The organism is Castellaniella sp. S9, from assembly GCF_027257175.1.
In the GTDB taxonomy this organism is placed as follows: Bacteria; Pseudomonadota; Gammaproteobacteria; order Burkholderiales; family Burkholderiaceae_B; genus Castellaniella.
Genome location: NZ_JAPFGD010000005.1, coordinates 218,270 through 242,034, shown reverse-complemented (window position 1 = coordinate 242,034; position 23,765 = coordinate 218,270). Strand labels below are relative to the sequence as shown.

22 protein-coding genes are annotated in these 23,765 nt (G+C 67.4%); 20 read left to right on the top strand and 2 right to left on the bottom strand.

Annotated elements, in window-relative coordinates; translation table 11 throughout:
• Window positions 1-171 precede the first annotated feature (171 nt).
• Window positions 172-906, bottom strand: coding sequence for an IclR family transcriptional regulator (locus OOZ48_RS10195; protein ID WP_269497937.1), 735 nt, complete (start codon window positions 904-906; stop codon window positions 172-174).
• A gap of 190 nt (window positions 907-1,096) precedes the next feature.
• Here OOZ48_RS10195 and OOZ48_RS10190 point away from each other — a divergent pair, with 190 nt between their 5' ends.
• The 8 genes from OOZ48_RS10190 (at window position 1,097) to OOZ48_RS10155 (ending at window position 9,253) form a co-directional block, all read left to right on the top strand.
• Window positions 1,097-2,620, top strand: a complete 1,524-nt coding sequence (locus OOZ48_RS10190) for an aldehyde dehydrogenase (RefSeq protein ID WP_269497935.1) — start codon at window positions 1,097-1,099, stop codon at window positions 2,618-2,620.
• Window positions 2,621-2,637: 17 nt separating this feature from the next.
• Entirely contained in the window at window positions 2,638-3,408 is a 771-nt protein-coding gene (locus tag OOZ48_RS10185; protein WP_269497932.1) for an SDR family NAD(P)-dependent oxidoreductase, read from the top strand.
• Window positions 3,409-3,489: 81 nt separating this feature from the next.
• Complete coding sequence (locus OOZ48_RS10180) at window positions 3,490-4,695, top strand: ABC transporter substrate-binding protein (protein WP_269497929.1); 1,206 nt, start codon at window positions 3,490-3,492, stop codon at window positions 4,693-4,695.
• A gap of 23 nt (window positions 4,696-4,718) precedes the next feature.
• Window positions 4,719-5,597, top strand: coding sequence for a branched-chain amino acid ABC transporter permease (locus OOZ48_RS10175; protein WP_269497926.1), 879 nt, complete (start codon window positions 4,719-4,721; stop codon window positions 5,595-5,597).
• Complete coding sequence (locus tag OOZ48_RS10170) at window positions 5,594-6,595, top strand: branched-chain amino acid ABC transporter permease (RefSeq protein ID WP_269497923.1); 1,002 nt, start codon at window positions 5,594-5,596, stop codon at window positions 6,593-6,595. The genes OOZ48_RS10175 and OOZ48_RS10170 overlap by 4 nt, the downstream gene beginning before the upstream one ends.
• Entirely contained in the window at window positions 6,592-7,314 is a 723-nt protein-coding gene (locus OOZ48_RS10165) for an ABC transporter ATP-binding protein (RefSeq protein ID WP_269497920.1), read from the top strand. The genes OOZ48_RS10170 and OOZ48_RS10165 overlap by 4 nt, the downstream gene beginning before the upstream one ends.
• Window positions 7,311-8,021 carry an ABC transporter ATP-binding protein gene (locus tag OOZ48_RS10160; RefSeq protein ID WP_269497917.1) on the top strand — a complete coding sequence of 237 codons (711 nt, stop codon included), beginning with the start codon at window positions 7,311-7,313 and terminating at the stop codon, window positions 8,019-8,021. Before OOZ48_RS10165 ends, OOZ48_RS10160 begins: the two co-directional genes overlap by 4 nt.
• 5 nt (window positions 8,022-8,026) lie before the next feature.
• Window positions 8,027-9,253, top strand: coding sequence for a CaiB/BaiF CoA transferase family protein (locus OOZ48_RS10155; RefSeq protein ID WP_269497914.1), 1,227 nt, complete (start codon window positions 8,027-8,029; stop codon window positions 9,251-9,253).
• A gap of 118 nt (window positions 9,254-9,371) precedes the next feature.
• On the opposite strand, the gene OOZ48_RS10150 is transcribed toward OOZ48_RS10155, so the two are convergent.
• Window positions 9,372-10,043: a GntR family transcriptional regulator gene (locus tag OOZ48_RS10150; protein ID WP_269497912.1), complete on the bottom strand. Its 672-nt coding sequence runs from the start codon at window positions 10,041-10,043 to the stop codon at window positions 9,372-9,374.
• Between the two features lie 113 nt (window positions 10,044-10,156).
• Here OOZ48_RS10150 and OOZ48_RS10145 point away from each other — a divergent pair, with 113 nt between their 5' ends.
• From OOZ48_RS10145 to OOZ48_RS10090, 12 genes are all read left to right on the top strand, one after another.
• Window positions 10,157-10,921: a LamB/YcsF family protein gene (locus OOZ48_RS10145; protein WP_269497909.1), complete on the top strand. Its 765-nt coding sequence runs from the start codon at window positions 10,157-10,159 to the stop codon at window positions 10,919-10,921.
• 5 nt (window positions 10,922-10,926) lie between these two features.
• A complete protein-coding gene (locus OOZ48_RS10140; protein WP_269497907.1) occupies window positions 10,927-12,561 on the top strand; it encodes a 5-oxoprolinase/urea amidolyase family protein in 1,635 nt (544 codons plus the stop codon).
• Window positions 12,558-14,306, top strand: coding sequence for an acetyl/propionyl/methylcrotonyl-CoA carboxylase subunit alpha (locus OOZ48_RS10135; protein WP_269497904.1), 1,749 nt, complete (start codon window positions 12,558-12,560; stop codon window positions 14,304-14,306). Before OOZ48_RS10140 ends, OOZ48_RS10135 begins: the two co-directional genes overlap by 4 nt.
• Window positions 14,307-14,423: 117 nt before the next feature.
• Window positions 14,424-15,140, top strand: coding sequence for a GntR family transcriptional regulator (locus tag OOZ48_RS10130; RefSeq protein ID WP_269497901.1), 717 nt, complete (start codon window positions 14,424-14,426; stop codon window positions 15,138-15,140).
• The gene (locus tag OOZ48_RS10125; protein WP_269497898.1) at window positions 15,137-16,426 is read left to right on the top strand and encodes a malonyl-CoA decarboxylase domain-containing protein; all 1,290 of its coding nucleotides are present in this window, start codon (window positions 15,137-15,139) and stop codon (window positions 16,424-16,426) included. The genes OOZ48_RS10130 and OOZ48_RS10125 overlap by 4 nt, the downstream gene beginning before the upstream one ends.
• A 14-nt stretch (window positions 16,427-16,440) precedes the next feature.
• The gene (locus OOZ48_RS10120; protein WP_269498195.1) at window positions 16,441-17,244 is read left to right on the top strand and encodes an enoyl-CoA hydratase-related protein; all 804 of its coding nucleotides are present in this window, start codon (window positions 16,441-16,443) and stop codon (window positions 17,242-17,244) included.
• A gap of 2 nt (window positions 17,245-17,246) precedes the next feature.
• Window positions 17,247-18,782 (top strand): malonate--CoA ligase, encoded by a 1,536-nt coding sequence (locus OOZ48_RS10115; protein ID WP_269497895.1) that lies wholly within the window; start codon window positions 17,247-17,249, stop codon window positions 18,780-18,782.
• A gap of 135 nt (window positions 18,783-18,917) precedes the next feature.
• Window positions 18,918-20,096 (top strand): branched-chain amino acid ABC transporter substrate-binding protein, encoded by a 1,179-nt coding sequence (locus OOZ48_RS10110; RefSeq protein WP_269497893.1) that lies wholly within the window; start codon window positions 18,918-18,920, stop codon window positions 20,094-20,096.
• A 72-nt stretch (window positions 20,097-20,168) separates the two neighbouring features.
• Window positions 20,169-21,098 (top strand): branched-chain amino acid ABC transporter permease, encoded by a 930-nt coding sequence (locus OOZ48_RS10105; protein WP_269497890.1) that lies wholly within the window; start codon window positions 20,169-20,171, stop codon window positions 21,096-21,098.
• A gap of 4 nt (window positions 21,099-21,102) precedes the next feature.
• The gene (locus OOZ48_RS10100) at window positions 21,103-22,272 is read left to right on the top strand and encodes a branched-chain amino acid ABC transporter permease (RefSeq protein ID WP_269498194.1); all 1,170 of its coding nucleotides are present in this window, start codon (window positions 21,103-21,105) and stop codon (window positions 22,270-22,272) included.
• Window positions 22,269-23,057 (top strand): ABC transporter ATP-binding protein, encoded by a 789-nt coding sequence (locus OOZ48_RS10095; protein WP_269497886.1) that lies wholly within the window; start codon window positions 22,269-22,271, stop codon window positions 23,055-23,057. The genes OOZ48_RS10100 and OOZ48_RS10095 overlap by 4 nt, the downstream gene beginning before the upstream one ends.
• On the top strand, window positions 23,054-23,761 hold the full coding sequence (locus OOZ48_RS10090; RefSeq protein WP_269497883.1) for an ABC transporter ATP-binding protein: 708 nt from the start codon (window positions 23,054-23,056) through the stop codon (window positions 23,759-23,761). The genes OOZ48_RS10095 and OOZ48_RS10090 overlap by 4 nt, the downstream gene beginning before the upstream one ends.
• Window positions 23,762-23,765 lie beyond the last annotated feature (4 nt).

Below are 23,765 nucleotides of genomic sequence, written 5' to 3'. Positions count from 1 at the left end.
GGGGCGGTCAACGGCGTGGGAGACAGATGGATCAGGCTCTACTGTAAGGCTGATTCTGTTTGCCGAATAGATACAGAGTTCCTCGATTTCAGGCATTCATGCCGTTGGTGCGCCGATCTGTATCCTTGAAATTCTCGTTTTCTGTATTGTCGATACAGCCCATGAGGAGGGTCAGAGTTCTGGCAGGAAGCGGCGCAAGGCGCGCTGCATGATCTCGGCGATCAGGGGGCGGCGCTGGTGACAGCGCGACACGGGACCGGCGACGACGATGGAAAGCCGGCGGGACTGGACCGGCAGGGACAGGGACACGCCGATCAGGTCGGGCAGGTATTCCGAATTGCTTTGGAAATAGCCGCGCTCCAGCGAACTGCGGATCTCGGCTTCGACCTCGTCGATGCTCATCGGCGTGGTGTCCGTGAAGCGCTCGAATTTGATCTTGCGGTAGATCGATTGGCGCTCTTGCGGCTTGTACTGCGCCAGTATCGCCCGGCCCGCCGAACTGGCCTGGATGGGGACGAGGCTGCCCACGTGGGCGAAATAGCGAACCGGCTGGGTGGACTCGGCGACGTGCAGGAACATGACGTGGGTGTTGACGCACGTGCCGATGGCGGTGGTCTCGCCTGTCTCGCTCATGATTTCCTTGGCCATTTGCAACAGCGCCTCGGGCAGGGGGTCGGCCTCGCTGATGGGGGCGATGGTGGCCGCCCATTGAGGGCTCGGATAGAACCCGCCGCGCGCGCGCGGTTCGTAAAGATACCCCTTGGAGGTCAGCGTACCCACGAGATTGAAGGTGCTGGAGCGGGGCCAGCCGAGGTGGTCGGAAATTTCGGCCAGCGTGGCCGGACGCCTGTGCTGGGCAAAGAACTCGAGGAGTGTCAGGACATTGGCGGCTTGTTTGACCAGCATGGTGTCTGCCTTGTTGTTGATGTTCGTCAATAAAGATCAAATATTCATGTATGTGAATTATATCCTAGTTATTTCCAATGGAAGAGGGGGATATCGCCTTAGGCACGGGTTTTCACTGATTCCTTCCTCTTCGCCATAATTCAATAATTTGGACAAATAATTCACATACAGGATTTATAAGGAGGCAGGCATGGAGATCGGCGAGGTTGCGGCCGCCCAACCGTCCAGTCACGGCGGGCAGGTGTTGCGCTATGAAAAATTGTTCGTCGGGGGCGAGTGGGTCGATCCGCTGGATGGAGGATTGCTGGACAGCATCGATCCGGCGACCGGACGGGTCTGGGCGCACGTGGCCTATGGCGGTCCGCAGGACATCGACCGGGCGGTCACCGCCGCGCGCAGCGCCTTCGACGGCCCCTGGGGACGGATGCCCGGGTGGGAGCGCGCGGCGCTGTTGCTGCGCCTCGCCGATCTCTACCAAAAACGCGCGCCGGCGCTCGCCATCCTCGAGTCGCGTGATTCGGGCCGGGCGCTGCGTGACGCGCGCGTCGACGTGGGCGCCCATCACCAATGGTACCGGTGGTATGCCTCGCTGGCCGACAAACTCTCGGGACGCACGATCCCGATGGACGATTCCGTGCACGTCTACACCACCCGCGTGCCGGTGGGCGTGGTCGGGGCGATCGTCCCTTGGAACGTGCCCTTGATGGCGGCAACCTGGAAGATCGCGCCGGCCTTGGCGGCGGGGTGCACGGTGGTCCTCAAGCCCGCCGAGCAGACGCCGGTGACGGCGCTGGAATTGGCAAAGCTCATCGAGGAGGCGGGATTCCCGCCCGGCGTCGTCAATGTGGTGCCGGGATACGGGCACGAGGCCGGCGCCGCCCTGGTGGCGCATCCGGGGGTCGACAAGATCACTTTCACGGGCGAAGGGCGCACGGCCAAGGACATCCTGCGCACCGGGGCCGACAGTTTGAAGCGCTTTTCCTTCGAGCTGGGCGGCAAGGCGCCTCATATCATCTTCGCCGACGCGGATCTCGAGCAGGCGCTGAATGCGGCGACCGGCTCGGCCTGGACCCTGTGCGGCCAAAGCTGCGCGCTGGGTTCGCGCGTGCTGGTCGAACGGCCCGTCTACGACCAGGTCGTCGACGCCTTCGCGCAGCGCGCGGCGGCCGTGCGGGTGGGCATGCCGCTGGACGAGGCGACGCACATGGGTCCCCAGGCGCACCAGGCACAGCTCGACAAGACCCTGTCCTATATCGGCATCGGCGTGGAGGAGGGCGCGCAGCTGGTCACCGGCGGCCGGCGCCTGGACGCGCCTGGGCTTGCCGACGGCTACTTCGTGGCGCCCACCGTCTTTGCCGGGGTCCACAACCAGATGCGCATCGCCCGCGAGGAGATCTTCGGCCCGGTGGCGGCCCTGATTCCCTTCGACGGCGAGGATGAGGCCGTCGCGATCGCCAACGACACCTCGTACGGCTTGACGGCGGGGCTGTGGACCCGCGACGTGGGCCGCAGCCATCGCGTCGCCGCCCGCATCGATGCGGGCATGGTCTGGGTCAACACCTACCGCTACATCCGCTGGACCACGCCGTACGGCGGCATGAAGGCCAGCGGCTGGGGCCGCGAGAACGGCATCGAGGCCCTCGACAATTTTCTGGAAACGCGCACCACGATCGTCAGCACGACCGGCAAGTTTCCCAATCCGTACGCCCAATAACAAATCAGGAGATTCGAATGCGTCTGGAAAACAAACTCGCCGTGATCACGGCCGCTGCATCCGGGATGGGGCGGGCCGGTGTGGAGCTGTTCCTGCGGGAAGGCGCCCGCGTGGTGGCGGTGGACCTGAATGCCGAGGCATTGGCGGACCTCGCCGCCACGGTGTCCGCGGGCGATGGCCGCCTGGCGACGGTGGTCGCTGACCTGGGTACCGAGGAGGGTGCCAGGAACAGCATTCACGAGGCCGCCGGCAAGCTGGGCGGGATCGACATCCTGTGGGCGCATGCCGGCATGCCGGGCCCCGGACCGATCGAGGGCCTGGACATGGCGCATTATCAAAAGGCGATGTCCCTGAACGTGACCTCGGCGATCCTCGGTGCGGCCGAGGCGGTGGGATACATGCGCAAGCGCCAGGGCGGCTCGATCGTCTTCACCTCGTCGATCTCGGGCCTGGTGGGCTCCATGTTCAGCCCGATCTATTCGATGGCGAAGTTCGGCATCGTGGGTCTGGGGAAATCGCTGGCCCAGAGCTTCGCCGCCGACGGCGTCCGGGTGAATGTGGTGTGCCCGGGCCTGGCCGACACCCCGATGAAGACCGGATTCACCGGCCGCGGCGGTAATGCCGCCCAAGCCGCCGAGAATGAAAAGCGCTTGCTGTCCACCGTCCCGATGGGCCGGCTCGCGCGGCCCGAGGAGGTCGCCCACGCGGTGCTCTGGCTTGCCTCGGACGATGCCTCGTTCGTCACCGGCGTGGCGCTGCCGGTCGACGGCGGTTACACCTGCCGCTGAAGCGGCTTGCATTTCAAGCGCGCGGCCGCGCAGGCCGCGCATGACCACTCTGGCGACGAGGGTCGCCGCAAGGAGGAGACAATGCAGATGATAAAGACGAGAAAACTGTTGGCGATCGGCGTCTGCGCGCTGACGGCCATGGGATTTTCCTGGTCGACACAGGCGGCCGATACTGTCAAGATCGGCGTGCTGGTTCCCCTGACGGGCGCCACTGCGGCCGACGGCGATCGGCTGCTGCGCGCGCACAAGCTCGCGGCCAAGCAGATCAACGAACAAGGCGGCATCAAGTCGCTGAACGGAGCCCAGGTGGAGCTGGTGGTTGCCGACACCCAATCCAAGCCCGAGGTCTCGCGCAGCGAGGCCGACCGCCTGATTTCGCGCAGCGGCGTCAGCGTGCTCATGGGCGCCTGGGCGTCGGCCGCCACGATACCGGCCCTGCAGGTCGCGGAACGCTACCAGACGCCCTTCATCGTCACCAGCGCGGTGACGGACAGCATCACCGAAAAGGGCCTGAAGTACGTCTTCCGCGTGTCGCCCAAGGGCAGTTGGGCGGCCGACAGCGTCATGGACTTCATGAAATACATGGGCGACAAGGGCGCCTCCATCAAGAAGGTCGCGATCGCATTCGAGGACGGCCCGTTCGGCCAAGGCGTGGCCAAGGGCTACAAGACCCGCCTGCAGGCGCGCGGCATCGACGTGGTGGCCGAGGAAAGCTTCCGTACCGGCTCGGCCGACCTGAGCACCCAGGCCGCGAAGCTGAAGGCCAGCGGCGCCGACCTGGTGTTGATCGTGTGCTACGTGGATGACGAAACGGTGTTGCTGCGGGCGATGGCCGCGCAGGAATACCGGCCGTTCATCCTGGGCTTCGGCGGCCACGTGCATCCCACCCTGCTGCAATTGGGCGACCTGGTCGAAAACACCTTTGGCGTGGTCGAGTGGATGCAGGACGTGAAAAAGCCCGCCGCCGAGGCGTTCGTGAAGGCCTACCAGGCCGAGTACGACGGCGAGATCCCGCTCAGCCATTCGGCGCAGGCCTATGCATCGACCTGGACGGCGGCGCTGGCCCTCGAAAAGGCCGGCTCGGCCGATCCCGTCAAGGTGCGCGACGCGCTCGCCGGCCTGAATCTGCCCGATGGGCCCGCGTCCCTGCTGCCCGAGGAGGCGCTGGCATTCGACGAGCACGGCCAGAACCACGTGCGCTATGTCATTGCACAAGTCATCGGCAACCAGTTCGTCACCGTATGGCCTGAATCCGTCGCCAGCAAGCAGGTCGTGATTCCCAAGTAAACCCGAATCCGGAAGCCACCCCCATGACAGTCGGACTCTTTCTGCAAGCTTTGTTCGGCGGCCTGGCCAACGGCGCGATGTACGGCCTGATCGCCGTGGGCCTGACCCTGGTGTTCGGCGTGATGCGGATCATCAATTTCGCCCACGGCGAGTTCCTGATGATCGCCATGTACGCCGCGTACTTCGCCTGGGCGCTGGGCGGCCTCGATCCCGTCCTGGCCGTCCTGGTGGTGGCGCCTCTGCTGATGGTCTGCGGCACGCTGCTCTACAGCGGTCTGCTGCGGTTCGCGCTGCGCGTGCCCGAGATCAACCAGATGGCGGTGACCCTGGGGCTGTCCCTGTTGATGCAATATCTGGCGCTGCTGTTCTTCACGGGCGACAATCGCCTGGTCATCCTGCCGCGTTCGACCGAAGGGGTCGGCATCGGCTCGGTCATGCTCCAGGTGCCGCAGCTGATCGCCGGCGGGGCGTCCCTGCTGTTGCTGGGCCTGCTGTATTTTCTGCTGCGGCGCACGGACTTCGGACTCATGATGCGCGCGGTCTCGCAATCGCACGAGGGCGCGCAGCTCTCGGGCATCGATATCGGGCGCGTCTACCGATGGGCGATGGCCGTGGGGATCGGGACGCTGGGCGTTGCCGGGCCGCTGCTCGTCTCGGTGCTGTATGTCAACCCGCACGTCGGCGCGCTGTTCACGCTCAAGGCATTCGTGATCGTGATCGTCGGCGGCTTGGGCAGTTTCGGGGGCGCGCTCCTGGGCGGCCTGATCGTCGGCGTGGCGGAAAGCATCGCCGTCGTGTGGTTCTCGGCCTCGATCGCGGCCGCCGTTCCGTTCGTCCTCCTGATCCTCATTCTGCTGTGGCGGCCCGAGGGCCTGCTGACCTGGAAAGGGGCGCACCGATGAAGCAATACACCGCATTGATCGTCGTGTTCCTGGTGGTGATCCTGGCGTTCGCGGGCGCCCTGAGCGACCGCTATCTGATGGACATCTTCATTCTGACCTGCTTCTATGGCGCGCTGTCGGTCGCCTGGAACCTGATGGCCGGCATGGCGGGGCTGATGTCCCTGGGTCATGCGCTGTTCGTCGGCATCGGCGCCTACAGCGTGGCCTGGGGCACCAGCGTCCATGGCTGGCCGCCGCTGCTCACCTGGCCCATGGGCGTGGCGCTGTCGATCCTCGCCGCCTACGTCATCGGCGGTTTGTGTTTTCGCTACGGCCTGCGCGGATATTTCTTTGCCATCGCCACCCTGGCCTTCAGCGAGGTCGCGTTCTTCGTCGTCTCGGCCACCGAGCAGCTCGGGCGCTCGGACGGCATCATCCTGCCGATTTCCGACCAGGGGTTGGCGCAATTGCAATTCATGGAGAAATGGCCGTACGGGCTGATCATCGGCGCCATCCTGCTCGGCACCATGCTGCTCAGCCGCCTGCTGCTCGATTCCCGCACCGGCTATTACTGGCGCGCGCTGCGCGACAACGAGGATGCCGCGCAGGCCCTGGGCGTCGATGCCCGGCGGATGAAGATGCGCGCCTTCCTGATCAGTGCCGCGATCTCGGGCTTGTGCGGCGCGTTCTATGCGAATTATGTGGCGTTCGTCGACCCGCGTTCGGTGCTGGGCATCGATCTTTCCATACAGCTGCTGGTGTTCTCGATCATCGGCGGCATGTCGCAGCTGTGGGGGCCGCTGCTGGGCGCCGGGATCCTGGTGCCGGTCAGCGACTTCCTGCGCAGCCTGACCGCGATCCAAGGCAGCAACGTGATCTTTTATGCCGTGCTGCTGATGGTGCTGGCGCTGGTCCTGCCCCAAGGACTCTCGGGGTGGCTGGTCGCGCGCTGGCGCGGCCGCAGGCGGCCGCGTGCCGCCGAGGCCTCGGGCGATAGCCAGGCGGAGGCCGCGCCATGAACGCCCTGCTCGAGGTGGAAGGCCTGTGCAAATCGTTCGGCGGCTTGCAGGCGGTCAAGGATGTGAGCTTCTCGGTGCGGCCCGCCGAGGTGTTCGCCGTCATCGGCCCCAACGGGGCCGGCAAGACCACGCTGTTCAATTGCCTGTCGGGCGCCTTGCGCAGCGACGCGGGGCAGGTCCGCTTCGACGGTACGCGCATCGACGGCGCGCCGCCGCACGAGATCTGCCGGCACGGCCTGGTGCGCACGTTCCAGATCGTCAAGCCGTTTCGCGGCATGACGGTGGCCGAGAACGTCAAGGTGGCGGCCTTTTCCCGCCACCCCTCGGCCCGCGAGGCGGAGCGCGCGGCGCGGCGCGTGCTCGAGGACGTGGGCATGGACGAACTCGCGGACGTGGACGCCGATACGCTCAATGTGGCGCAACTGCGCCGGCTCGAGATCGCGCGTGCCCTGGCGACCGAGCCGCGGCTGTTGCTGCTCGACGAAATGCTGGCGGGCCTCACCGGCCCCGAGGCGCAGGCCATGTGCGAACAGATCCGGGGCCTGGCGGCCCGGGGAATCGCCGTGATCGTCGTCGAACATTCGGTGCCGGTGGTGCTCAGCCTCTGCGAGAACGCGCTGGTCTTGAATTTCGGCGAAATGCTGACTCATGGGCGGACGGCGGAGGTGATCCGCGATCCGCGCGTCCAGGAGGCTTATCTGGGGAGCACCGGTCAATGAGTGTGTTGAGCGTGGCGGGCATCACCGCCGGATACGGCCGGATGGACATCATCCGCGACATCGACATCGACATACCCTCGGGCGGACGCGTCGCCCTGGTGGGGTCCAACGGAGCGGGCAAGAGCACGATCGTCAAGACCATCAACGGACTGATTCCAGCGCGGCGCGGGACGATTTCCTGGGACGGGCGCGAGATCGGCCGCACCAAGGCGTCGGAGCGCACGCGCGAGGGCATCGCGACGGTGCCGGAGGGCCGCCTGCTGTTTCCCGAGTGCACCGTCGTCGAGAATCTCGTCGCGGCCTCGACGTTCAAGCGCGCCAAGGCCCTGCGCGAGCGGACGCTGGAATACGTGTTCGACCTGTTCCCGCGCCTGTCCGAGCGTGCCGGCCAACGGGCCGGAACCCTGTCCGGCGGCGAACAGCAAATGGTCACCATCGGGCGTGCGCTGATGACGTGTCCGCGCCTGCTGATCCTGGATGAGCCCTCCATCGGCCTGGCGCCTCGCGTGGTCGAGGAGATCTTTTCGGTGCTGGGCCGTTTGACGGAAACCGGCCTGAGCCTGCTGCTGGTCGAGCAGAACATCCAGCTGAGCCTGCGCTCGGTGGACTACGCCTATGTGCTGCAGCGCGGCGAACTGGTCAAACAAGGCCCCAGCGGCGCGCTCATGGACGATCCGCAGGTGCGGGCGGCCTATCTGGGCACTTGACGGGCATGGAATCGAACCCCCCATCCGATGGCCGCGCGGCACCGCTGGACGGCGTACGGGTCCTCGACCTGAGCTCGATCGTCATGGGACCTTATGCGTCCCAGATACTGGGCGACCTGGGGGCGGACGTCGTCAAGCTGGAACCCCCGTCGGGCGACATGATGCGCGCCGTCGGCCCCATGCGGCATGCCGGCATGGGCGCGATATACCTGCATTTGAACCGCAACAAGCGCTCGATCGCCCTGGATCTGAAGGCGCCCGAGGGCCGCGCGGCCTGCCTCGACTTGATCGGCAAGGCCGACGTGCTGCTCTACAACCTGCGCCCGCAAGCCATGGCGCGGCTGGGCCTGGATTACGAAACAGTCGCCGCCCTCAACCCCCGGCTGGTCTACGTGGGCGCCTATGGGTTTGGCGAGGAGGGGCCTTATGCGGGCCGGCCCGCGTACGATGACCTGATCCAGGGCATGACCGGGATCGGTGCGCTCTATGGACGGAGCGCCGAGGGCGCGCCGCGCTATGCGCCGCTGACCCTGGCGGACCGGGTGGTGGGCTTGCACCTGGCCATCGGCGTCCTGGCGGGCGTGGTCCAGGCCCGGGCGACCGGCCGTGGCCAGCAGATCGAGATCCCCATGTTCGAGACCATGGCCCAGATGGTGCTGGGCGATCATCTGGGGGGACGGACCTTCGAGCCCGCGCAGGGGCCTGCGGGCTATGCGCGCCTGCTGGTGCCCTACCGCCGGCCGTACGCCACCGCCGACGGCTACATCAGCGTGCTGATCTACAACGACAAGCACTGGGCGCGGTTCTTCCGCCTCATCGGCCGCGAGGACCTCCTGGGGGATGAACGCTACGCCACGCACACCGCGCGTGCCGAGAATATCGATGCGGCCTATCGCCTGGTCTCGGACGCCCTGTCCTCGAACACCAGCCGCTACTGGCTGGAGGCGCTCAACGGCGCCGACATCCCGGCCGCCCCGCTCTATGGTCTGGACGATCTGATCGGCGATCCTCATCTCGAGGCGGTGCGGGCGGTCCAGACGCTGGCGCATCCCTCGGAGGGCCGGATCCGGACGCCGGCGCCGGCCGGCCGGTACGGCGCCAGGCCCTTGCGGGTGCGGCGCCCCGCCCCCCGCCTGGGCGAGCACACCCGCGAGATCCTGCAGGAGGCGGGATTGGACGATGCCTTGATCGACGACTTGCTGGCCCGGGGCGTCGCCGCAGCCGCCGAATAGCCTAGCCTTGTATTGGAGGATCTTTTCTAAATATTGTTGAACAATTAATATAAATGTGTTGTACTATCTTGGCTCCGACGCGTCTGGGCCAGGACGTGCCCCCAGGTCATTCGCCGGGTCATTCCATACGGCCCGCATACACGGACAGCACCATGCGCTCGGACTGGGTCAGGTAAGCCTCCAGCGTCCTGGCGGCTGCTTCCGCATCGCCGGACTCGAACAATTCCAGCAGATGGGCGTTTTTATCGACGAAGGGCGCATGCAGGTATTCAGGATCGTCCAGCAGGCCGAAGGCCAGCCGCAGTTCCGCGGCAATGTCCGAGAACATTCTGGACAGGCGGGCGCTGTCGGCGAGGGCCACGATACCCGCATGAAAGGCCATGTTGGCCGAACCGACCTCCAGCCACAGGCCGGCGTCGCGGGCCCGGCGCGCATCCTCGTTGGCCTGGATCATGCGTTTGTGCGCGGGATGGCGCGGCCATGCCTGGGCCAGGGCCTGGCATTCGATCAGGCGCCGCACGCGATAGATGTCGATGATGTCCGCGATCGTGGGCACCGCCACCGAGACCCCCCGATTGGGTTCGTGGCGCAGCAGGCCTTCCTTGGCCAGGATGCGGAAGGCCTCGCGCAGGGTGTTGCGCGAGACCTCCAGCTGTTCGCTCAGGGCCGCCTCCGACAGCCGCTGGCCGGCGCGCAGCTGGCCGTCGATGAGCCGCCGACGGATATTTTCAGCGACGGTATCGGTCAGGCTTGGCGTGGCGCCGGGACTGGAATAAGGTCTGGAGTTCATGGGGAACCCTGTGGGGTGTCGGGCACGCGTCCGGGCTGCGGCCCAGGCATGCGGGCGTTGGGGCCGGATTGCTCAACAATCCGGGGCTACGGTTTCAATCATAAGGAAGCGGCATGGACTTGAACAGTGATCTGGGTGAAAGTTTTGGCGCGTGGCGCATGGGCGACGACGCCAGCATGCTCGAGGTGGTGACCAGCGCCAATGTGGCTTGTGGATTCCATGCGGGCGATCCCGCCGGCATCCTGCAGACCCTGCGCGAGGCGGCGGCGCGTGGCGTCGCGGTGGGCGCGCACGTCGGCTACCCGGATCTGGTGGGCTTCGGGCGGCGCAACATGGATCCCACCAGCCGGGAACTCGTGGCCGACGTCATCTATCAGATCGGCGCCCTGCAGGGCTTGGCGGCCGCCGCGGGTACGCGGGTGCGCTACGTCAAGCCGCATGGCGCCCTGTACAACACCATTGCACACGATGCGCGCCAGGCCGACGATGTGATCGCCGCCATCCTGGCGGTCGACGAGACGCTGGTGTTGATGGGCCTGGCCGGCTCGCCCCTGTTGCAACGGGCCCGGGACCGTGGCCTGCGCGTGGTCGCCGAGGCCTTTGCCGACCGCGCCTATACGCCGCAGGGGGCGCTGGTCTCGCGTCGCGAGTCCGGCGCCGTGCTGCACGATCCCGCGCAGGTCGCCGACCGCATGCTGGAACTCGTGCATACCGGCCGGATCACCGCCGTCGACGGCAGCTCGGTGGCCTTGCAGGCGGACTCGATCTGCGTGCATGGCGACAGTCCCGATGCAGTGGCGATGGCGCGCGCCGTGCGCGCCCGCCTGCAGGCCGCGGGCGTCGCCCTGCGGCCGTTCGCGGACGCCCTCGCGGAGTAGTCGACGTGCGTGTCCTGCCCGCCGGCGATCGTGCCCTGTTGGTCGAACTGGACTCCCTCGAGCAGACCCTGGCCGTGTTCCAGGCCTTGCAGCGGCACGCGCCGTCGGGGGTGGAGGAGGTCGTTCCGGCGGCCCGGACCTTGCTCATACGTTATCGGCCGGCAGTCCTGTCGCCGCAGGCGCTTGCGGCGCACGTGCGCCGCCTGGGCGGCATGCCCGGCGATGCGCCGCGTAGCGCCGCCCCGGCGCCCGGCGGACGCCTGGTCGAGATCCCCGTGCGCTACGAGGGCGAGGATCTGGAAGCCGTGGCGGAACTGCTGGGCCTGTCGCGCGTCGAGGTGATCGAACGCCACACGGGCATGGAATTCCAGGCCGCCTTTGCGGGTTTTGCGCCGGGGTTCGTGTATCTGGCGGGCGGCGATCCCTGCTTTCACGGCGTGCCGCGGCGGCCCTCGCCCCGGACCCGCGTACCGGCGGGCTCGGTGGCGATGGCGGGCGACTTCAGTGCGGTCTATCCATCCGAAAGCCCCGGCGGCTGGCAGTTGCTGGGGGTGACGCCGTGCCGCATGTGGGACCTGGCGCGGGCCGAGCCCGCCCTGGTCCAACCCGGATTTCGCGTGCGTTTCCGCGACCTGGCGCGCAGCGGCAAGGCCATCCACCTGCCGGGCGCCGCCGCACCGGCCGCGTCCACCCAGGCCCGGCCGCGCGCGGCGGCCGCCGGCCCCGACCGCCTCGAGGTCGTGGCCCCGGGCTTGCGCACCCTGGTGCAGGACCTGGGCCGGCATGGCCAGGCGGGCCTGGGCGTGTCCCTGTCGGGCGCGCTGGACCACGGCGCCTTGCGGGCGGCCAACCGCATCGTCGGCAATCCCGTGGACGCCGCCGTGCTGGAAAACCTGCTGGGCGGCCTGGCGCTGCGTTGCCATGGGCGAGCGGTGGTCGCGGTGACGGGCGCGGCGGCCGACATTGAAATCGTCACCGCCTCCGGGCGGCGAGTGCCCGCCCGGACGTGGCGGCCGCTGGCCCTGGACGACGGCGAGACGCTGCGCATCGCGACGCCGCACGCGGGCGTGCGCTGCTATGTGGCGGTGCGCGGCGGCTGGGGCGTGGAGCCGGTGCTGGGCAGCTGTGCGACCGACACCTTGTCGGGCATCGGCCCGGCGCCCCTGGGGGCCGGCGACGTGCTGGCCGTCGGCGCGTCGCTCGCACGGTCGTCGCTGGCCGCGGTGCTGCCCGATCTGGAGCCGCCCGCCGGCCTGGCGCGTGCGGGCGATACGGTGGCCCTGGATATCGTCCTGGGTCCTCGGGCCGACTGGTTCACGCCCGCGGCCCTGGCGCTGCTGGCCGCTCAGCCGTGGACCGTGACGCCGCAATCGGATCGGGTCGGCATGCGGCTGGCCGGCACCGGGCCGCTGGCGCGCCGCATCGGAGGCGAATTGCCCAGCGAGGGCGCGGTGGCCGGGTCGATCCAGGTGCCCGCCAGCGGCCAGCCCGTGCTGTTCCTGGCGGACCACCCCTTGACGGGCGGCTATCCGGTGATCGGCGCACTCGCCAGCCATGAACTCGATCGCGCCGCGCAGATTCCCGTCGGCGCCCATTTGCGTTTCCGGCCGCTTGGGCCGTTCAAGGAAATCCAGCCATGATACGTAAAGTCCTGATCGCCAACCGCGGCGAGATCGCCGTGCGCATCGTGCGCGCCTGCGCCGACTACGGGGTGCGCTCGGTCGCCGTCTACGCCGACGGCGATGCCCAGAGCCTGCACGTCCGCATGGCCGACGAGGCCTGGGCCCTGGAAGGCGTGCGGCCGTCCGACACCTACCTGGACATCGACAAGCTGCTGGCGGTGGCGCGCAAGGCCGATGCGGACGCCGTGCACCCCGGCTACGGGTTCCTGTCCGAGCGCGCCGAGTTCGCACAGGCAGTGATCGATGCCGGCATGGCCTGGATCGGCCCGCCGCCCGAGGCCATCGAGGCCCTGGGCGACAAGGTGGCGGCGCGCCGCATCGCCCAGTCGGTCGGCGCGCCGCTGGTCGAGGGCACGCCCGGTCCGGTGGACTGCGCGGCCGAGGCCGTGGCGTTTGCCGAGGCGCATGGCTTGCCGATCGCCATCAAGGCGGCTTTCGGCGGCGGCGGCCGCGGCCTGAAAGTCGCGTGGCGCATGGACGAGGTCGCCGAGCTCTATGAATCCGCGGTGCGCGAGGCCACGGCGGCGTTCGGGCGCGGCGAATGCTATATCGAACAATTCCTCGACCGCCCGCGCCATATCGAGGCGCAGGTCGTGGCCGATACCCATGGCCATGTGCTGGTCCTGGGCGATCGGGATTGCTCGCTGCAGCGGCGCAACCAGAAATTGGTCGAGGAGGCGCCGGCGCCGTTCCTGGATCAGGCGCAACGCACCCGCATCCACGAGGCCGCGCGCGCCATCTGCGCACGCGCGGGCTACGTGGGCGCGGGCACGGTGGAATTCCTGCTGGCGCGCGATGGGCGGATTTCCTTCCTCGAGGTCAACACGCGCCTGCAGGTCGAGCATCCCGTGACCGAGGAAACCACCGGCCTGGATCTGGTCGTCGAACAGTTGCGCATCGCCGACGGCCTGCCGCTGTCGCTGGCGGCCACGCCGGCGCCGCGCGGCCACAGCCTCGAGTTCCGCATCAATGCCGAGGACCCCGGGCGCGGCTACCTGCCGACGCCGGGCCGGATCCAGCGGTTCGCGCCGCCTGCCGGGCCGGGCGTGCGGCTGGACAGCGGGGTCGAGACGGGCTCGACGGTGCCGGGCACCTTCGATTCCTTGATGGCCAAGCTGGTCGTCAGCGGCGCCACGCGCGAGCAGGCCCTGCAGCGGGCCCGCCGTGCGCTGCGCGAATTCCACATCGAGGGCGTCGCCAGCGTCCTGCCGTTCCATCGCGCGGTGCTCGAGGCGGCCGACTTCATCGGCGAATCCGGTTTCCGCGTCCATACGCGCTGGATCGAGACGGAATTCCAGGCCGAGCTGCCGGCCGCCGACAGGCCCGAGGCGGTGGCCGACGCGCCTCTGCTGCGCACCTTCGTCGAACTCGATGGTCGCCGCGTCAGCCTGGGCCTACCGGCCGCGCTGCTGCGCGGTGCGGGACCGGCCGCGGACGCCGGCGACCAGGCGGCGGCCGATCCGGCCTCGGACAAGGCGCCGGATGCGGCCGTTCCGGGCGGCGTGGCGGCCCCCATCACCGGCTCGCTGCTGGCCTGGAAGGCCGAGGACGGCGCCCGCGTCGAGGCGGGGGACGTGATTGCCGTGATGGAAGCCATGAAGATGGAAACCCATGTCCAGGCGCCCTGCGCGGGGGTCCTGCGGCATGCGCGGGCGGCGGGCGATGCCGTCGATGCCGGCGCGACGCTCGGCCGAATCGAGTAGGGTGGTGCCCCGGGTTTTTCCACCTGCTCCTCCGGGATAACGAGCATGTCGAAGTCCTTGCGTTGTACGCGCATCTTTCTATAATTATGAATTATTAATAATTATCTGGAGACGCGGATGGCGGCCCGCATCGTGCAGAAAATCCTCTACCAGGAGGTCGCCGATCGGCTGCGCGCCATGATCCGGTCCGGCGAGCTGAAGGCGGGCGAGTGGATCGATGAGGTGCGCTTGACCGACTTGTTGGGCATTTCGCGCACGCCCCTGCGGGAAGCCCTGAAAGTCCTGGTGGCCGAGGGCCTGCTGCGCATCGAGCCCCGGCGCGGCTGCTTCGTCAACGAGCTCTCGGCCCGCGACCTGGACGATATCTTTCCCCTGATGGCGATGCTCGAGGGGCGCTGCGCCTACGAGGCGGCCCGCAAAGTCAGCGACGCCGATCTCGAGCGCCTCGAGCCGCTGCACCTGGACCTGCGCCGGTACGCCGAACTGGGGGACATCGACCTGTACTACGAGGCCAATGCCCGGATCCACGAGGCGATCCAGGCGCTGGCCGACAACCACTGGCTCTCGGACCTGATCGACAACCTGCGGCAGGTGATCAGCCTGTCGCGCCACCGCAGCCTGGCCCATCCCGGCCGGGTGCGGGAATCCTGCGCCGAACACCTGGCGATCTTCGCCGCCCTCAAGGCGCGCGACGCCGAGGGCGCCGAAGCGGTCACCCGCAAGCACCTGATGCGCCAGCTGGAGGCCCTGCACATCATGGCCCGGCAAGAGGCCGAGCAGCCAGGCGCAAGTCCGGCGGTGGCCGATGCCGAATTGTCCGGAGACGGCTCATGACTTCGTCCGAATCTTCCGAAACGCGCCCGGCCACGGACCTGGCGTTGGCCGAGCCCGCGCCGCAAGGCGCCGCGGGCATCCTGGCGCGCCTGGCGCGCTGGCTGGAGCGCGATCACCTGCCCGACCTGGACGAGGTGCGGCCGATGTTCGAGGCCACCCTGACCGACATGGCCGCCAATCGCCTGGCCAAGCAATGGGGTGGCCGCTACCTGGCGGCCGACGGCGACGAGCGCCGTTCCCTCCTGGCCGGCCTGGTCCGCGCCGGGGTCGAGCTCGAGCCGCGCGGCGACAAGGGGCTGCGCCTGTTTCGCCGGCTGTATGCGCAGAACGACAATCTGCGCCTGCTGGTGGACCTGCGCGCCGACATGCTGCGCTGGCGCAACCAGGTGGCCGGCCTGTCGGTCCTCGAGCAGGAGCTGGGCGGACTGCTGTCGAACTGGTTCGACGTGGGCATGCTGGAGCTGCGCCACATCAACTGGGATTCGCCCGCGTCCCTGCTGGAAAAACTGATCCAGTACGAGGCGGTGCACGAGATCCGGTCCTGGGACGACCTGCGTCGCCGGGTGGCCGAGGATCGCCGCTGCTATGCCTTCTTTCACCCGCGCATGAGCGACGTGCCGCTGATCTTCGTCGAGGTCGCATTCGCCGAGCAGATGGCCGCCAATGTGCAGACCTTGCTCGATCCGGCCAAACCCATGGACGACCTGTCCAAGGCGCGCTGGGCGATCTTTTATTCGATATCCAATACGCAGCCCGGGTTGCGCGGCATCAGCTTCGGAAATTTCCTGCTCAAGCGGGTGATCGACGAATTGCTGGTCGAGCTGCCCCGCCTGAAGTCCTTTGCCACGCTCTCGCCCATACCGGGCTTTGCCGCGTGGCTCGAACGGCAGGATGCCGCCGCCCTGCGCGAGCTGGTGGCCGACAAGGCCGAACGCCAAGCCTTGGCCGAGGATCCGCAGGCGGGCAAGGCGTGGGCCGAGCGCCTGCGCACCGAGGCGATCGGCCAGGCGTCCGATGCCTCGCGCAAGACCGGCCTGCGTCTGGTCGCACATTACCTGACCACCCTGAAGGACGGCCATCCCGTCGATCCGGTCGCGCGCTTTCACCTGGGCAATGGCGCGCGCATCGAGCGCATCAACTGGGCGGCGGACGTGTCGGCCAAGGGGCTGGCGCAGTCCTGCGGGGTGATGGTCAATTACCTGTACGAGCCGGATCGCCTGGATGAAAACCTGGCGCGGCTGGCGGCGGGCAAGCCGCGCGTGGGGCGGGCGGTGCAATGGCTGTAAATACCGGCCATCCCATGTCCGGTGCGGACGTGCCCGCGGGGCGCGTGGTGCTGGGCCGCGAAGCCGCGGTCGCCACGGTCCTACTGGAACACCCCGGCCGCCTCAATGCCATCACCATTGCCATGTGGCGCGCTCTCGAGAACGCCTTTCGCGGTTTCTCGGCCGATGCCAGCCTGCGTTGCGTGGTCGTGCGGGGCGCGGGCGGCCAGTTCGCGGCCGGCGCCGACATCCGTGAATTCCCGCAGGCACGCGCCGACATCGAGGGTGTGACGGCCTATCACCGGGATGTGATCGCGCCCGCGCTGGATGCCGTCGGCGCTTGCATGCATCCGGTCGTCGCGGCGATCGAGGGCGTCTGCGTGGGCGGCGGCCTCGAGATCGCCAGCCGCTGCGACCTGCGCATCGCGGCGCGCGGCGCGTGCTTCGGTGCGCCCATCAATCGCCTGGGCTTTCCCATGGCACCCGACGAGATGCGCGGCCTGCTGGACCTGGCCGGCCATGCGGCCACGCTGGAGATCCTGCTCGAGGGCAGGGTGTTCGATGCCGACGAGGCCATGGCCAAGGGGCTGCTGACGCGGGTGGTCGACGATGAGGCGTTCGACGAGGCCTTGCAAGGCGCCGTGGCCCGCATCGTGGCCGGCGCACCGCTGGCGGCGCGGCTGAACAAGCGGATCGCCGCGCAATTGCGGCGCGCCGAGCCGGCGAGTTTCTCGGACGCGCAATGGCGCGAATTCTTCAGTTATGCACACAGCGGCGACCACCGCCGCGGCATCCAGGCCTTCCTGGATGGACAGGACCCGGTATTTACAGGAGATTGATCTTGGAGTCCAACGCCAATCTGTACGCGGTGCTTGCCGCCGGCTTCCCGGCGGATCGCCGGGGCGTCGCCATCGAGACCCCGGAAAGGCACTATTCCTGGGATGACATCGAGCGCGGCAGCGCGCGCATCGCCAATCTGCTGCGCTCGCTCGCAGACCCGGGGGCGCGCGTTGCGGTGCAGGTCCACAAGTCTCCGGAGGCCCTGATGCTGTACCTGGCGGCGCTGCGCGCGGGCCTGGTCTATCTGCCGTTGAACACGGCCTATCACGAGTCCGAGGTCGCCTATTTCCTGGGCGACGCCGAACCCGCCGTCGTCGTGTGCGACAACGGCAACCTCGAATGGATAGAGCGTGTCGCCAGGCAGGCGGGCACCGCGCACGTGCTGACCCTGGATGCCGATGCGGGCGGCACCCTGATGACCCGCGCCGCGGACTGCGGGGACATGCTGGATCCCGTGCCGCGGCAGGCCGACGACCTGGCCGCGATCCTCTATACCTCGGGCACGACCGGCCGCAGCAAGGGGGCGATGCTGACCCATGGCAACCTGGCCTCGAATGCGCTGACCCTCAAGGCATACTGGGGCTGGCGCGCGGACGACGTCCTGCTGCACATGCTGCCCATTTTCCACGTTCACGGCCTGTTCGTCGCCTCGCATGGCGCGCTGCTCTCGGGTGCCCGGATGATCTGGCTGCCCAAGCTGGACGTCGACCAGGCGCTGCATTACCTGCCCCGAAGCACGCTGATGATGGGGGTGCCGACCTATTACGTGCGCCTGCTGGGCGATGCACGCTTTACCCGCGAGCTCTGCGCCGGGATCCGCCTTTTCGTTTCGGGCTCGGCGCCACTGCTGGAGGACACCTTCCGCGAGTTCGAGGCGCGCACCGGACAGCGGCTCCTCGAGCGTTACGGCATGAGCGAAACGGGCATGAATACGTCGAACCCCTACGACCCAGCCCTGGGTCCGCGCATCCCCGGCACCGTCGGCCCGGCCCTGCCGGGGATCACGGTGCGCGTGGTCGACGATGCCGACCAGCCCGTCGGGACCGGCACCACCGGCCACGTCCAGGTGCGCGGCCCCAATGTGTTCGCGGGCTATTGGCGCATGCCTGAAAAAACCCGCCAGGAGTTCACCGCCGATGGCTGGTTCCGTACCGGCGACCTGGGGGTGCTCGGCGGCGAGGGCATCCCGGATCACTACCTGAGCATCGTCGGCCGCAGCAAGGACTTGATCATCTCTGGTGGATACAATGTATATCCTAAGGAAATCGAGATGGCCATCGACGTCATGCCCGGTGTGCAGGAATCCGCCGTGATCGGCGTGCCGCACAAGGATTTCGGCGAGGCCGTCGTGGCCGTCGTGGTGCCGCGATCGGGCGCCACGGTCGATACCGCCGCCATACTGGCCGGCCTGAAGGTCGAACTGGCCAATTTCAAGATCCCCAAGCAGATCCACGTGATCGACGCGCTGCCGCGAAACACCATGGGGAAGGTACAGAAGAACGTGCTGCGGCAGCAGTATGGCAACCAACCCGCATAGGAGGCGCGCACCCCGTAACTCGCAGACAGCCGCCGGTTCGCCGTGGAGGGCGGGCCTGACAGAAGGCGGCAAGGGCCGGTGTGCAGGCACGCGGGCCAACCCCTTGGAAAACGACAGGAATTCTGGAGACAAACGATGAAGACAACCGTCAAGACTGTACTGAAAGCCACTGCGCTGTGCCTGTCCCTGGGCTTGGCGTGGGCCCCCGGCTCCGCGAGCGCAAAGGATGTGGTCAAGATCGCGTTCATCGGGCCGCTGACCGGCGGCTCGGCCTCGATCGGCCTGGGTGGGCGCAACTCGGCGGATCTCGCCGTGCGCTTGCGCAATGCCGACCCCAACGCGAAATACACCTACGAACTGGTCGTGCAGGACGACGAGTGCCGCCCCAACATCGGGGTGCAGGTGGCCACCAAGATGGCGGCCGACAAGAGCATCATGGGCGGCGTGACGCATTATTGCTCGGCGGTCGCGATCGCCACCACCGGCGTCTACCACCGTTTCGGCATGCCGGCGATGGTCTGGGGCGCGGTGCTGCCCGAGGTCACCTACGGAAACGACTACAAGGAAGTGTTCCGCGTCAACGGCACCATGATCAACCAGAACGAGGTCGCGGTGAAGTTCATGGCCGGGCAGGGCTACAAGACCTGGGGCGTGATTCACGACACGACGGACTACGGCAAGGGGCACAACGAGTATTTCAACCGCTACCTGAAAGAGGTCGGCGGGCAGGTCCTCACCACCTTCGGCGTGACCGCCGACCAGCAGGACTTCACCACCGAGCTCACCAAGATCAAGGAGCTCAATCCGCAAGTGCTGTTCTTCGGCGGCCTCACGCCGCTGGGCGTGCGGATCCGCACCCAGATGGACAAGCTCGGAATCGTGGCGGCCTTCCAGGGCACCTCGGGCATCAAGTCCGACGCCTACATCGAAGGGGTCAGCCCGGCCGTGGCCGAGGGTTCGCTGTCCTTCCTCGAGGGCGCTCCGCTCGAGAAACTGCCCGGCGGCGCGTTCTTCAGCGAGCAGTACGAGAAACAAGGCTACGGCGAGCGGCCGGAGGCCTACGGCCCGTTCGCCTTCACGGCAGCGAACCTGATCATGGACGCCATCGAGAAAGTCGGACCCGACCGCAAGAAGATCATCGCCGAGCTTGGCCAGACCAAGGATGCCGAGACCATCATCGGCAAGGTGACCTTCGACGATCATGGCCAGAACGTCGTGCCGCTGGTCACCAAGTATGTCGTCGACGACGGCAAATGGGTCGTCTGGGAAGACAGCAACTACGGCACGGGCAGCAAGAAGCTCCCTGGCAAGTAATCCCGGCCGGGGCCGCGAGCGCGCGCGGGCTCGCGGCCCCGGGCAGACAGACATCCGCTTTCGGGGAAGACAATGAGTGTCATTGGGCAGTATGTATTCAACGGGCTCATGCTGGGCATGATCTACGCAATGGTCGCGGTGGGCTTCACGCTGTTTTTCGGCGTGCTGGACGTGATCAATTTTTCGCACGGCGACGTGCTGGTCGTCGGCGCCTTCATGGGCCTGGCGGCATCGATCGGCGTGTTGATGCTGGGCTTCGACGCCGCCTGGCTGCAGTTGCTGGCCGCCCTGGTTTGCGCCATCAGCGTCACCTGCCTGTTGGGCGCGGCGGTCGCCAAATTCCTGGTCCTGCCCCTGCGCAAGGCCGATCCGCTGAACACGCTGCTCGCCACGCTGATGCTGGGCACGGTCCTGCGCGAGGCGGTGCGCCTGTTCTATCCCGACGGCTCGAACCCCAAGCGCTTCCCGGCCTTGCTGCCGACCTCGTCGATGGAGCTGGGCGGCTTCACCCTGCGCGCCGACAGCGTGATCCTGCTGCTGGTGGGACTCGTGGCCATCTACGGGGTGCATGTCCTCATCACCCGCACGCGGCTGGGGCGCGCGATTCGCGCGGTCGCCCAGGACAGCGAGACCGCGCGGCTGATGGGCATCAACTTCGAGGCCGTGGTCCTGCTGACCTTCGCCCTGGGCTCGGGGCTGGCCGCGTTGGCCGGGATCATGAACGGCCTGTATTACAACGAGATCAACTTCAGCGTGGGCCTGATGCTCGGGGTCATCGGCTTCGCCTCGGCGATCCTGGGCGGGCTGGGCAGCATGTACGGCGCGATCATCGGGGGCTTCCTGTTCGCCGGCCTGCAGGTATTCGGCAGCGTGGCCTTGCCGGCCCTGGTGCCCGGCATCGCCAGCGCCTACAAGGACGTCTTCGCCTTTGCGATCGTCATCGCGCTGATGGCCTGGAAACCCACGGGCCTGATCGCCGAGAAATCCAGCGAGCGAGTCTGACATGATGAAGCCAAAAACGCCTCTCACAAGTCTCGGCGCCTCGGGCCTGCTGGCCTTGACGACGCTGTGCCTGACCTTTTATCTGTGGATGTTCCTGCACGCCGAGACCCAGCTGGGCGTCGCCGCGCTGCTGGTGGTGGCCGGCCTGGTGGTCGCCGGCGCACGCCGCTACGGCCTCATGGCCCGCGTCGAGCAGGCGGGGGAAATGCACGTGGGACAGTCCAGGCTCTGGGCGGTGGCCAGCGTGCTGATCCTCGTTGTCGCCCTGCACGATTCGCACTTCGAACTGCTGATGATCTGCACGGTGCTGCTCTTTACCACGGCCTGCCTGGGCCTGACCATGCAGTTCGGGTTCACGGGCATCCCGAATTTCGCCGGCGCGGCGTTCTTCGGCATCGGCAGCTACACCACGGCGGTGCTGGCCGAGCACACGGCGGTGCCGCACCTGCTGATCCTGGCGCTGTCCGGCGTGGTCGCGGCCGTGGTGGGCAGCCTGCTGATCCTGCCGGTGCTGCGCACGCGCAGCCACTACACCGCGCTGGTGACCATCGCCTTCGGCATCCTGTTCAAGACCTTCCTCGAGGTCAACGACACCCTGGGCGGCCCACAAGGGCTGCACGTGCCCGGCATGTCCGTGCTCGGCTTCGAGTTCAACCAGGGCTTCGAGCTCTTCGGCGCGGATGTCTCCTTCTATGTCGGCTATACGCTGCTGGCGCTGGTGATCTGCGCCGCGGCCTACCTGGTCGTCGACGTGCTGCGGCGTTCGTGGATCGGCTTGAGCATGGACGTGGTGCGCACCGACGAGACCGCCGCCGCGACCTTCGGCCTGCACATCGCCCGCTGGAAAGTGCTGTCCTTCATCCTGGGCAACTTCATGGCCGGCGTGGCCGGCAGCGTCTACGGCATGACCACCGAGTTCGTGGCGCCGAACAACTTCACCTTCGCCGATTCGCTGCTCATGGTGTCCATCGTGATCCTGGGCGGCCTGGGCAACAGCCTCGGGCTGATTCCCGCCGCGATCATCGTGCTCGTGCTGCCCGAAAAACTGCAGTTCATCCAGGAATACCGGTTCCTGTTCTATGCCGCCCTGGTCATCGTGATCCTGCTGTTCCGGCCCGACGGGCTCATTCCCCGCAAGACGCGTCTGTTCTTCAAAGAGAGGGCCTCGGCATGAGCAGCGGAAACGTACTGAGCGAAGTCACCGACCTGACCATGCGCTTTGGCGGGGTGGTGGCCCTGGACCGGCTCAACATGCAGATCCTCGAAGGCGAGATCCTCGGCCTGCTGGGGCCGAACGGCTCGGGCAAGACGACGTTCTTCAACGTCCTCACGGGCCTGTACAAGGCGACTGCCGGCCGGGTGACCTTCGAGGGCCAGGACGTGATCGGCAGGTCGCCGCAGGAGGTCTACCGCATGGGCGTGGCGCGGACCTTCCAGCGGTCGCGCCTGTCGCTGCCGCTGACCGTGTTCGACAACATCGTGATCGGCGATTACGAGAACATGCAGCGCGGCCTGATGTTCAACCTGCTCCGGCGCAGCGCCTTTCGCGCCGAATACGAGCAATATGTCGAGAAGGTGCGCGCCTTGCTGCGGATATTCAGTCCCATGCTGGTGGACCGCCTGTTCGAGGCGGTCGGCACCTTCACCATGATCGACCGCCGCCGCATCGAGGTGTGCCGGGCGTTGATCAGCAACCCCTCGCTGCTGCTGCTGGACGAACCCTCGGCCGGCATGACGCACGACGAAACGGCCGAGCTGATGGGCGACATCCTGCAGGTGCGCGACAAGATGGCCGGCTTGACGGTCGTGCTGATCGAGCATGAAATGAACGTCATCGAGCGGATCACCGATCGCTGCATCGTCCTCAACTACGGCCAGAAGATCGCCGAGGGCACCTATGCCCAGATTACCGCCGATCCGGCGGTCCAGACCGCCTACCTCGGGGGGGAAGCCGCATGAGCAATCTCGTGATCCGCGATCTGACGACGCGCTACGATACCGTCGACGTCCTGCACGACGTGTCCCTGGACGTCGAGGCGGGCAAGATCACCTGCATCCTGGGCGCCAACGGCGCGGGCAAGACCACGCTGATCCGGTCGATCCTCGGCCTGACGCCGCCGCGCAAGGGGTCGCTGCAGTGGGACGGGCGCGAACTCGCCGGGATGAAGACCCATCACATCGTGGCCAGCGGGATTTCCTGCATTCCCGAGGGACGCAAGGTCTTTCCGCGCATGACGGTGGCCGAGAACCTCGCGCTGGGCGCCTTCCTGGAAAAGGACGAGGCCGTCATGCAGCGGCGCATGGACAAGGTCTACGAAATCTTCCCCCGGCTGGGCGAGCGCATGGGACAGCTGGCCGGCACGATGTCGGGCGGCGAGCAGGCGATGATCTCCATCGGCCGCGGCCTGATGGCCGAACCCCGGCTGCTGGTGATCGACGAACCCTCGCTGGGCCTGTCGCCGCTGTACGTGAAGGAGAACTTCAACGTCATCAAGCGCATCAACGAGCTGGGCATCACCGTGCTGCTGGTCGAGCAGAATGCGCGTCAGACCCTGGCCATCTCGCATTACGGCTACGTGCTGTCCCAGGGCAGGGTCGTGGCGCGGGGCGGCGCCCGCGAGCTGTCCGAGAACGACGAAGTCCGTTCCGCCTACTTTGGATGAGGCC

Excerpts from the sequence above, each read along its gene's own strand:
- OOZ48_RS10190 (WP_269497935.1), top strand. The coding sequence starts at position 1,097 with ATGGAGATCGGCGAGGTTGCGGCCGCCCAACCGTCCAGTCACGGCGGG.
- OOZ48_RS10165 (WP_269497920.1), top strand. The coding sequence starts at position 6,592 with ATGAACGCCCTGCTCGAGGTGGAAGGCCTGTGCAAATCGTTCGGCGGC.
- OOZ48_RS10090 (WP_269497883.1), top strand. The coding sequence starts at position 23,054 with ATGAGCAATCTCGTGATCCGCGATCTGACGACGCGCTACGATACCGTC.
- OOZ48_RS10125 (WP_269497898.1), top strand. The coding sequence starts at position 15,137 with ATGACTTCGTCCGAATCTTCCGAAACGCGCCCGGCCACGGACCTGGCG.
- OOZ48_RS10175 (WP_269497926.1), top strand. The coding sequence starts at position 4,719 with ATGACAGTCGGACTCTTTCTGCAAGCTTTGTTCGGCGGCCTGGCCAAC.
- OOZ48_RS10110 (WP_269497893.1), top strand. The coding sequence starts at position 18,918 with ATGAAGACAACCGTCAAGACTGTACTGAAAGCCACTGCGCTGTGCCTG.
- OOZ48_RS10195 (WP_269497937.1), bottom strand. The coding sequence starts at position 906 with ATGCTGGTCAAACAAGCCGCCAATGTCCTGACACTCCTCGAGTTCTTT.
- OOZ48_RS10105 (WP_269497890.1), top strand. The coding sequence starts at position 20,169 with ATGAGTGTCATTGGGCAGTATGTATTCAACGGGCTCATGCTGGGCATG.
- OOZ48_RS10180 (WP_269497929.1), top strand. The coding sequence starts at position 3,490 with ATGCAGATGATAAAGACGAGAAAACTGTTGGCGATCGGCGTCTGCGCG.
- OOZ48_RS10160 (WP_269497917.1), top strand. The coding sequence starts at position 7,311 with ATGAGTGTGTTGAGCGTGGCGGGCATCACCGCCGGATACGGCCGGATG.
- OOZ48_RS10145 (WP_269497909.1), top strand. The coding sequence starts at position 10,157 with ATGGACTTGAACAGTGATCTGGGTGAAAGTTTTGGCGCGTGGCGCATG.
- OOZ48_RS10170 (WP_269497923.1), top strand. The coding sequence starts at position 5,594 with ATGAAGCAATACACCGCATTGATCGTCGTGTTCCTGGTGGTGATCCTG.
- OOZ48_RS10095 (WP_269497886.1), top strand. The coding sequence starts at position 22,269 with ATGAGCAGCGGAAACGTACTGAGCGAAGTCACCGACCTGACCATGCGC.
- OOZ48_RS10130 (WP_269497901.1), top strand. The coding sequence starts at position 14,424 with ATGGCGGCCCGCATCGTGCAGAAAATCCTCTACCAGGAGGTCGCCGAT.
- OOZ48_RS10135 (WP_269497904.1), top strand. The coding sequence starts at position 12,558 with ATGATACGTAAAGTCCTGATCGCCAACCGCGGCGAGATCGCCGTGCGC.
- OOZ48_RS10150 (WP_269497912.1), bottom strand. The coding sequence starts at position 10,043 with ATGAACTCCAGACCTTATTCCAGTCCCGGCGCCACGCCAAGCCTGACC.
- OOZ48_RS10120 (WP_269498195.1), top strand. The coding sequence starts at position 16,441 with ATGTCCGGTGCGGACGTGCCCGCGGGGCGCGTGGTGCTGGGCCGCGAA.
- OOZ48_RS10155 (WP_269497914.1), top strand. The coding sequence starts at position 8,027 with ATGGAATCGAACCCCCCATCCGATGGCCGCGCGGCACCGCTGGACGGC.
- OOZ48_RS10100 (WP_269498194.1), top strand. The coding sequence starts at position 21,103 with ATGAAGCCAAAAACGCCTCTCACAAGTCTCGGCGCCTCGGGCCTGCTG.
- OOZ48_RS10185 (WP_269497932.1), top strand. The coding sequence starts at position 2,638 with ATGCGTCTGGAAAACAAACTCGCCGTGATCACGGCCGCTGCATCCGGG.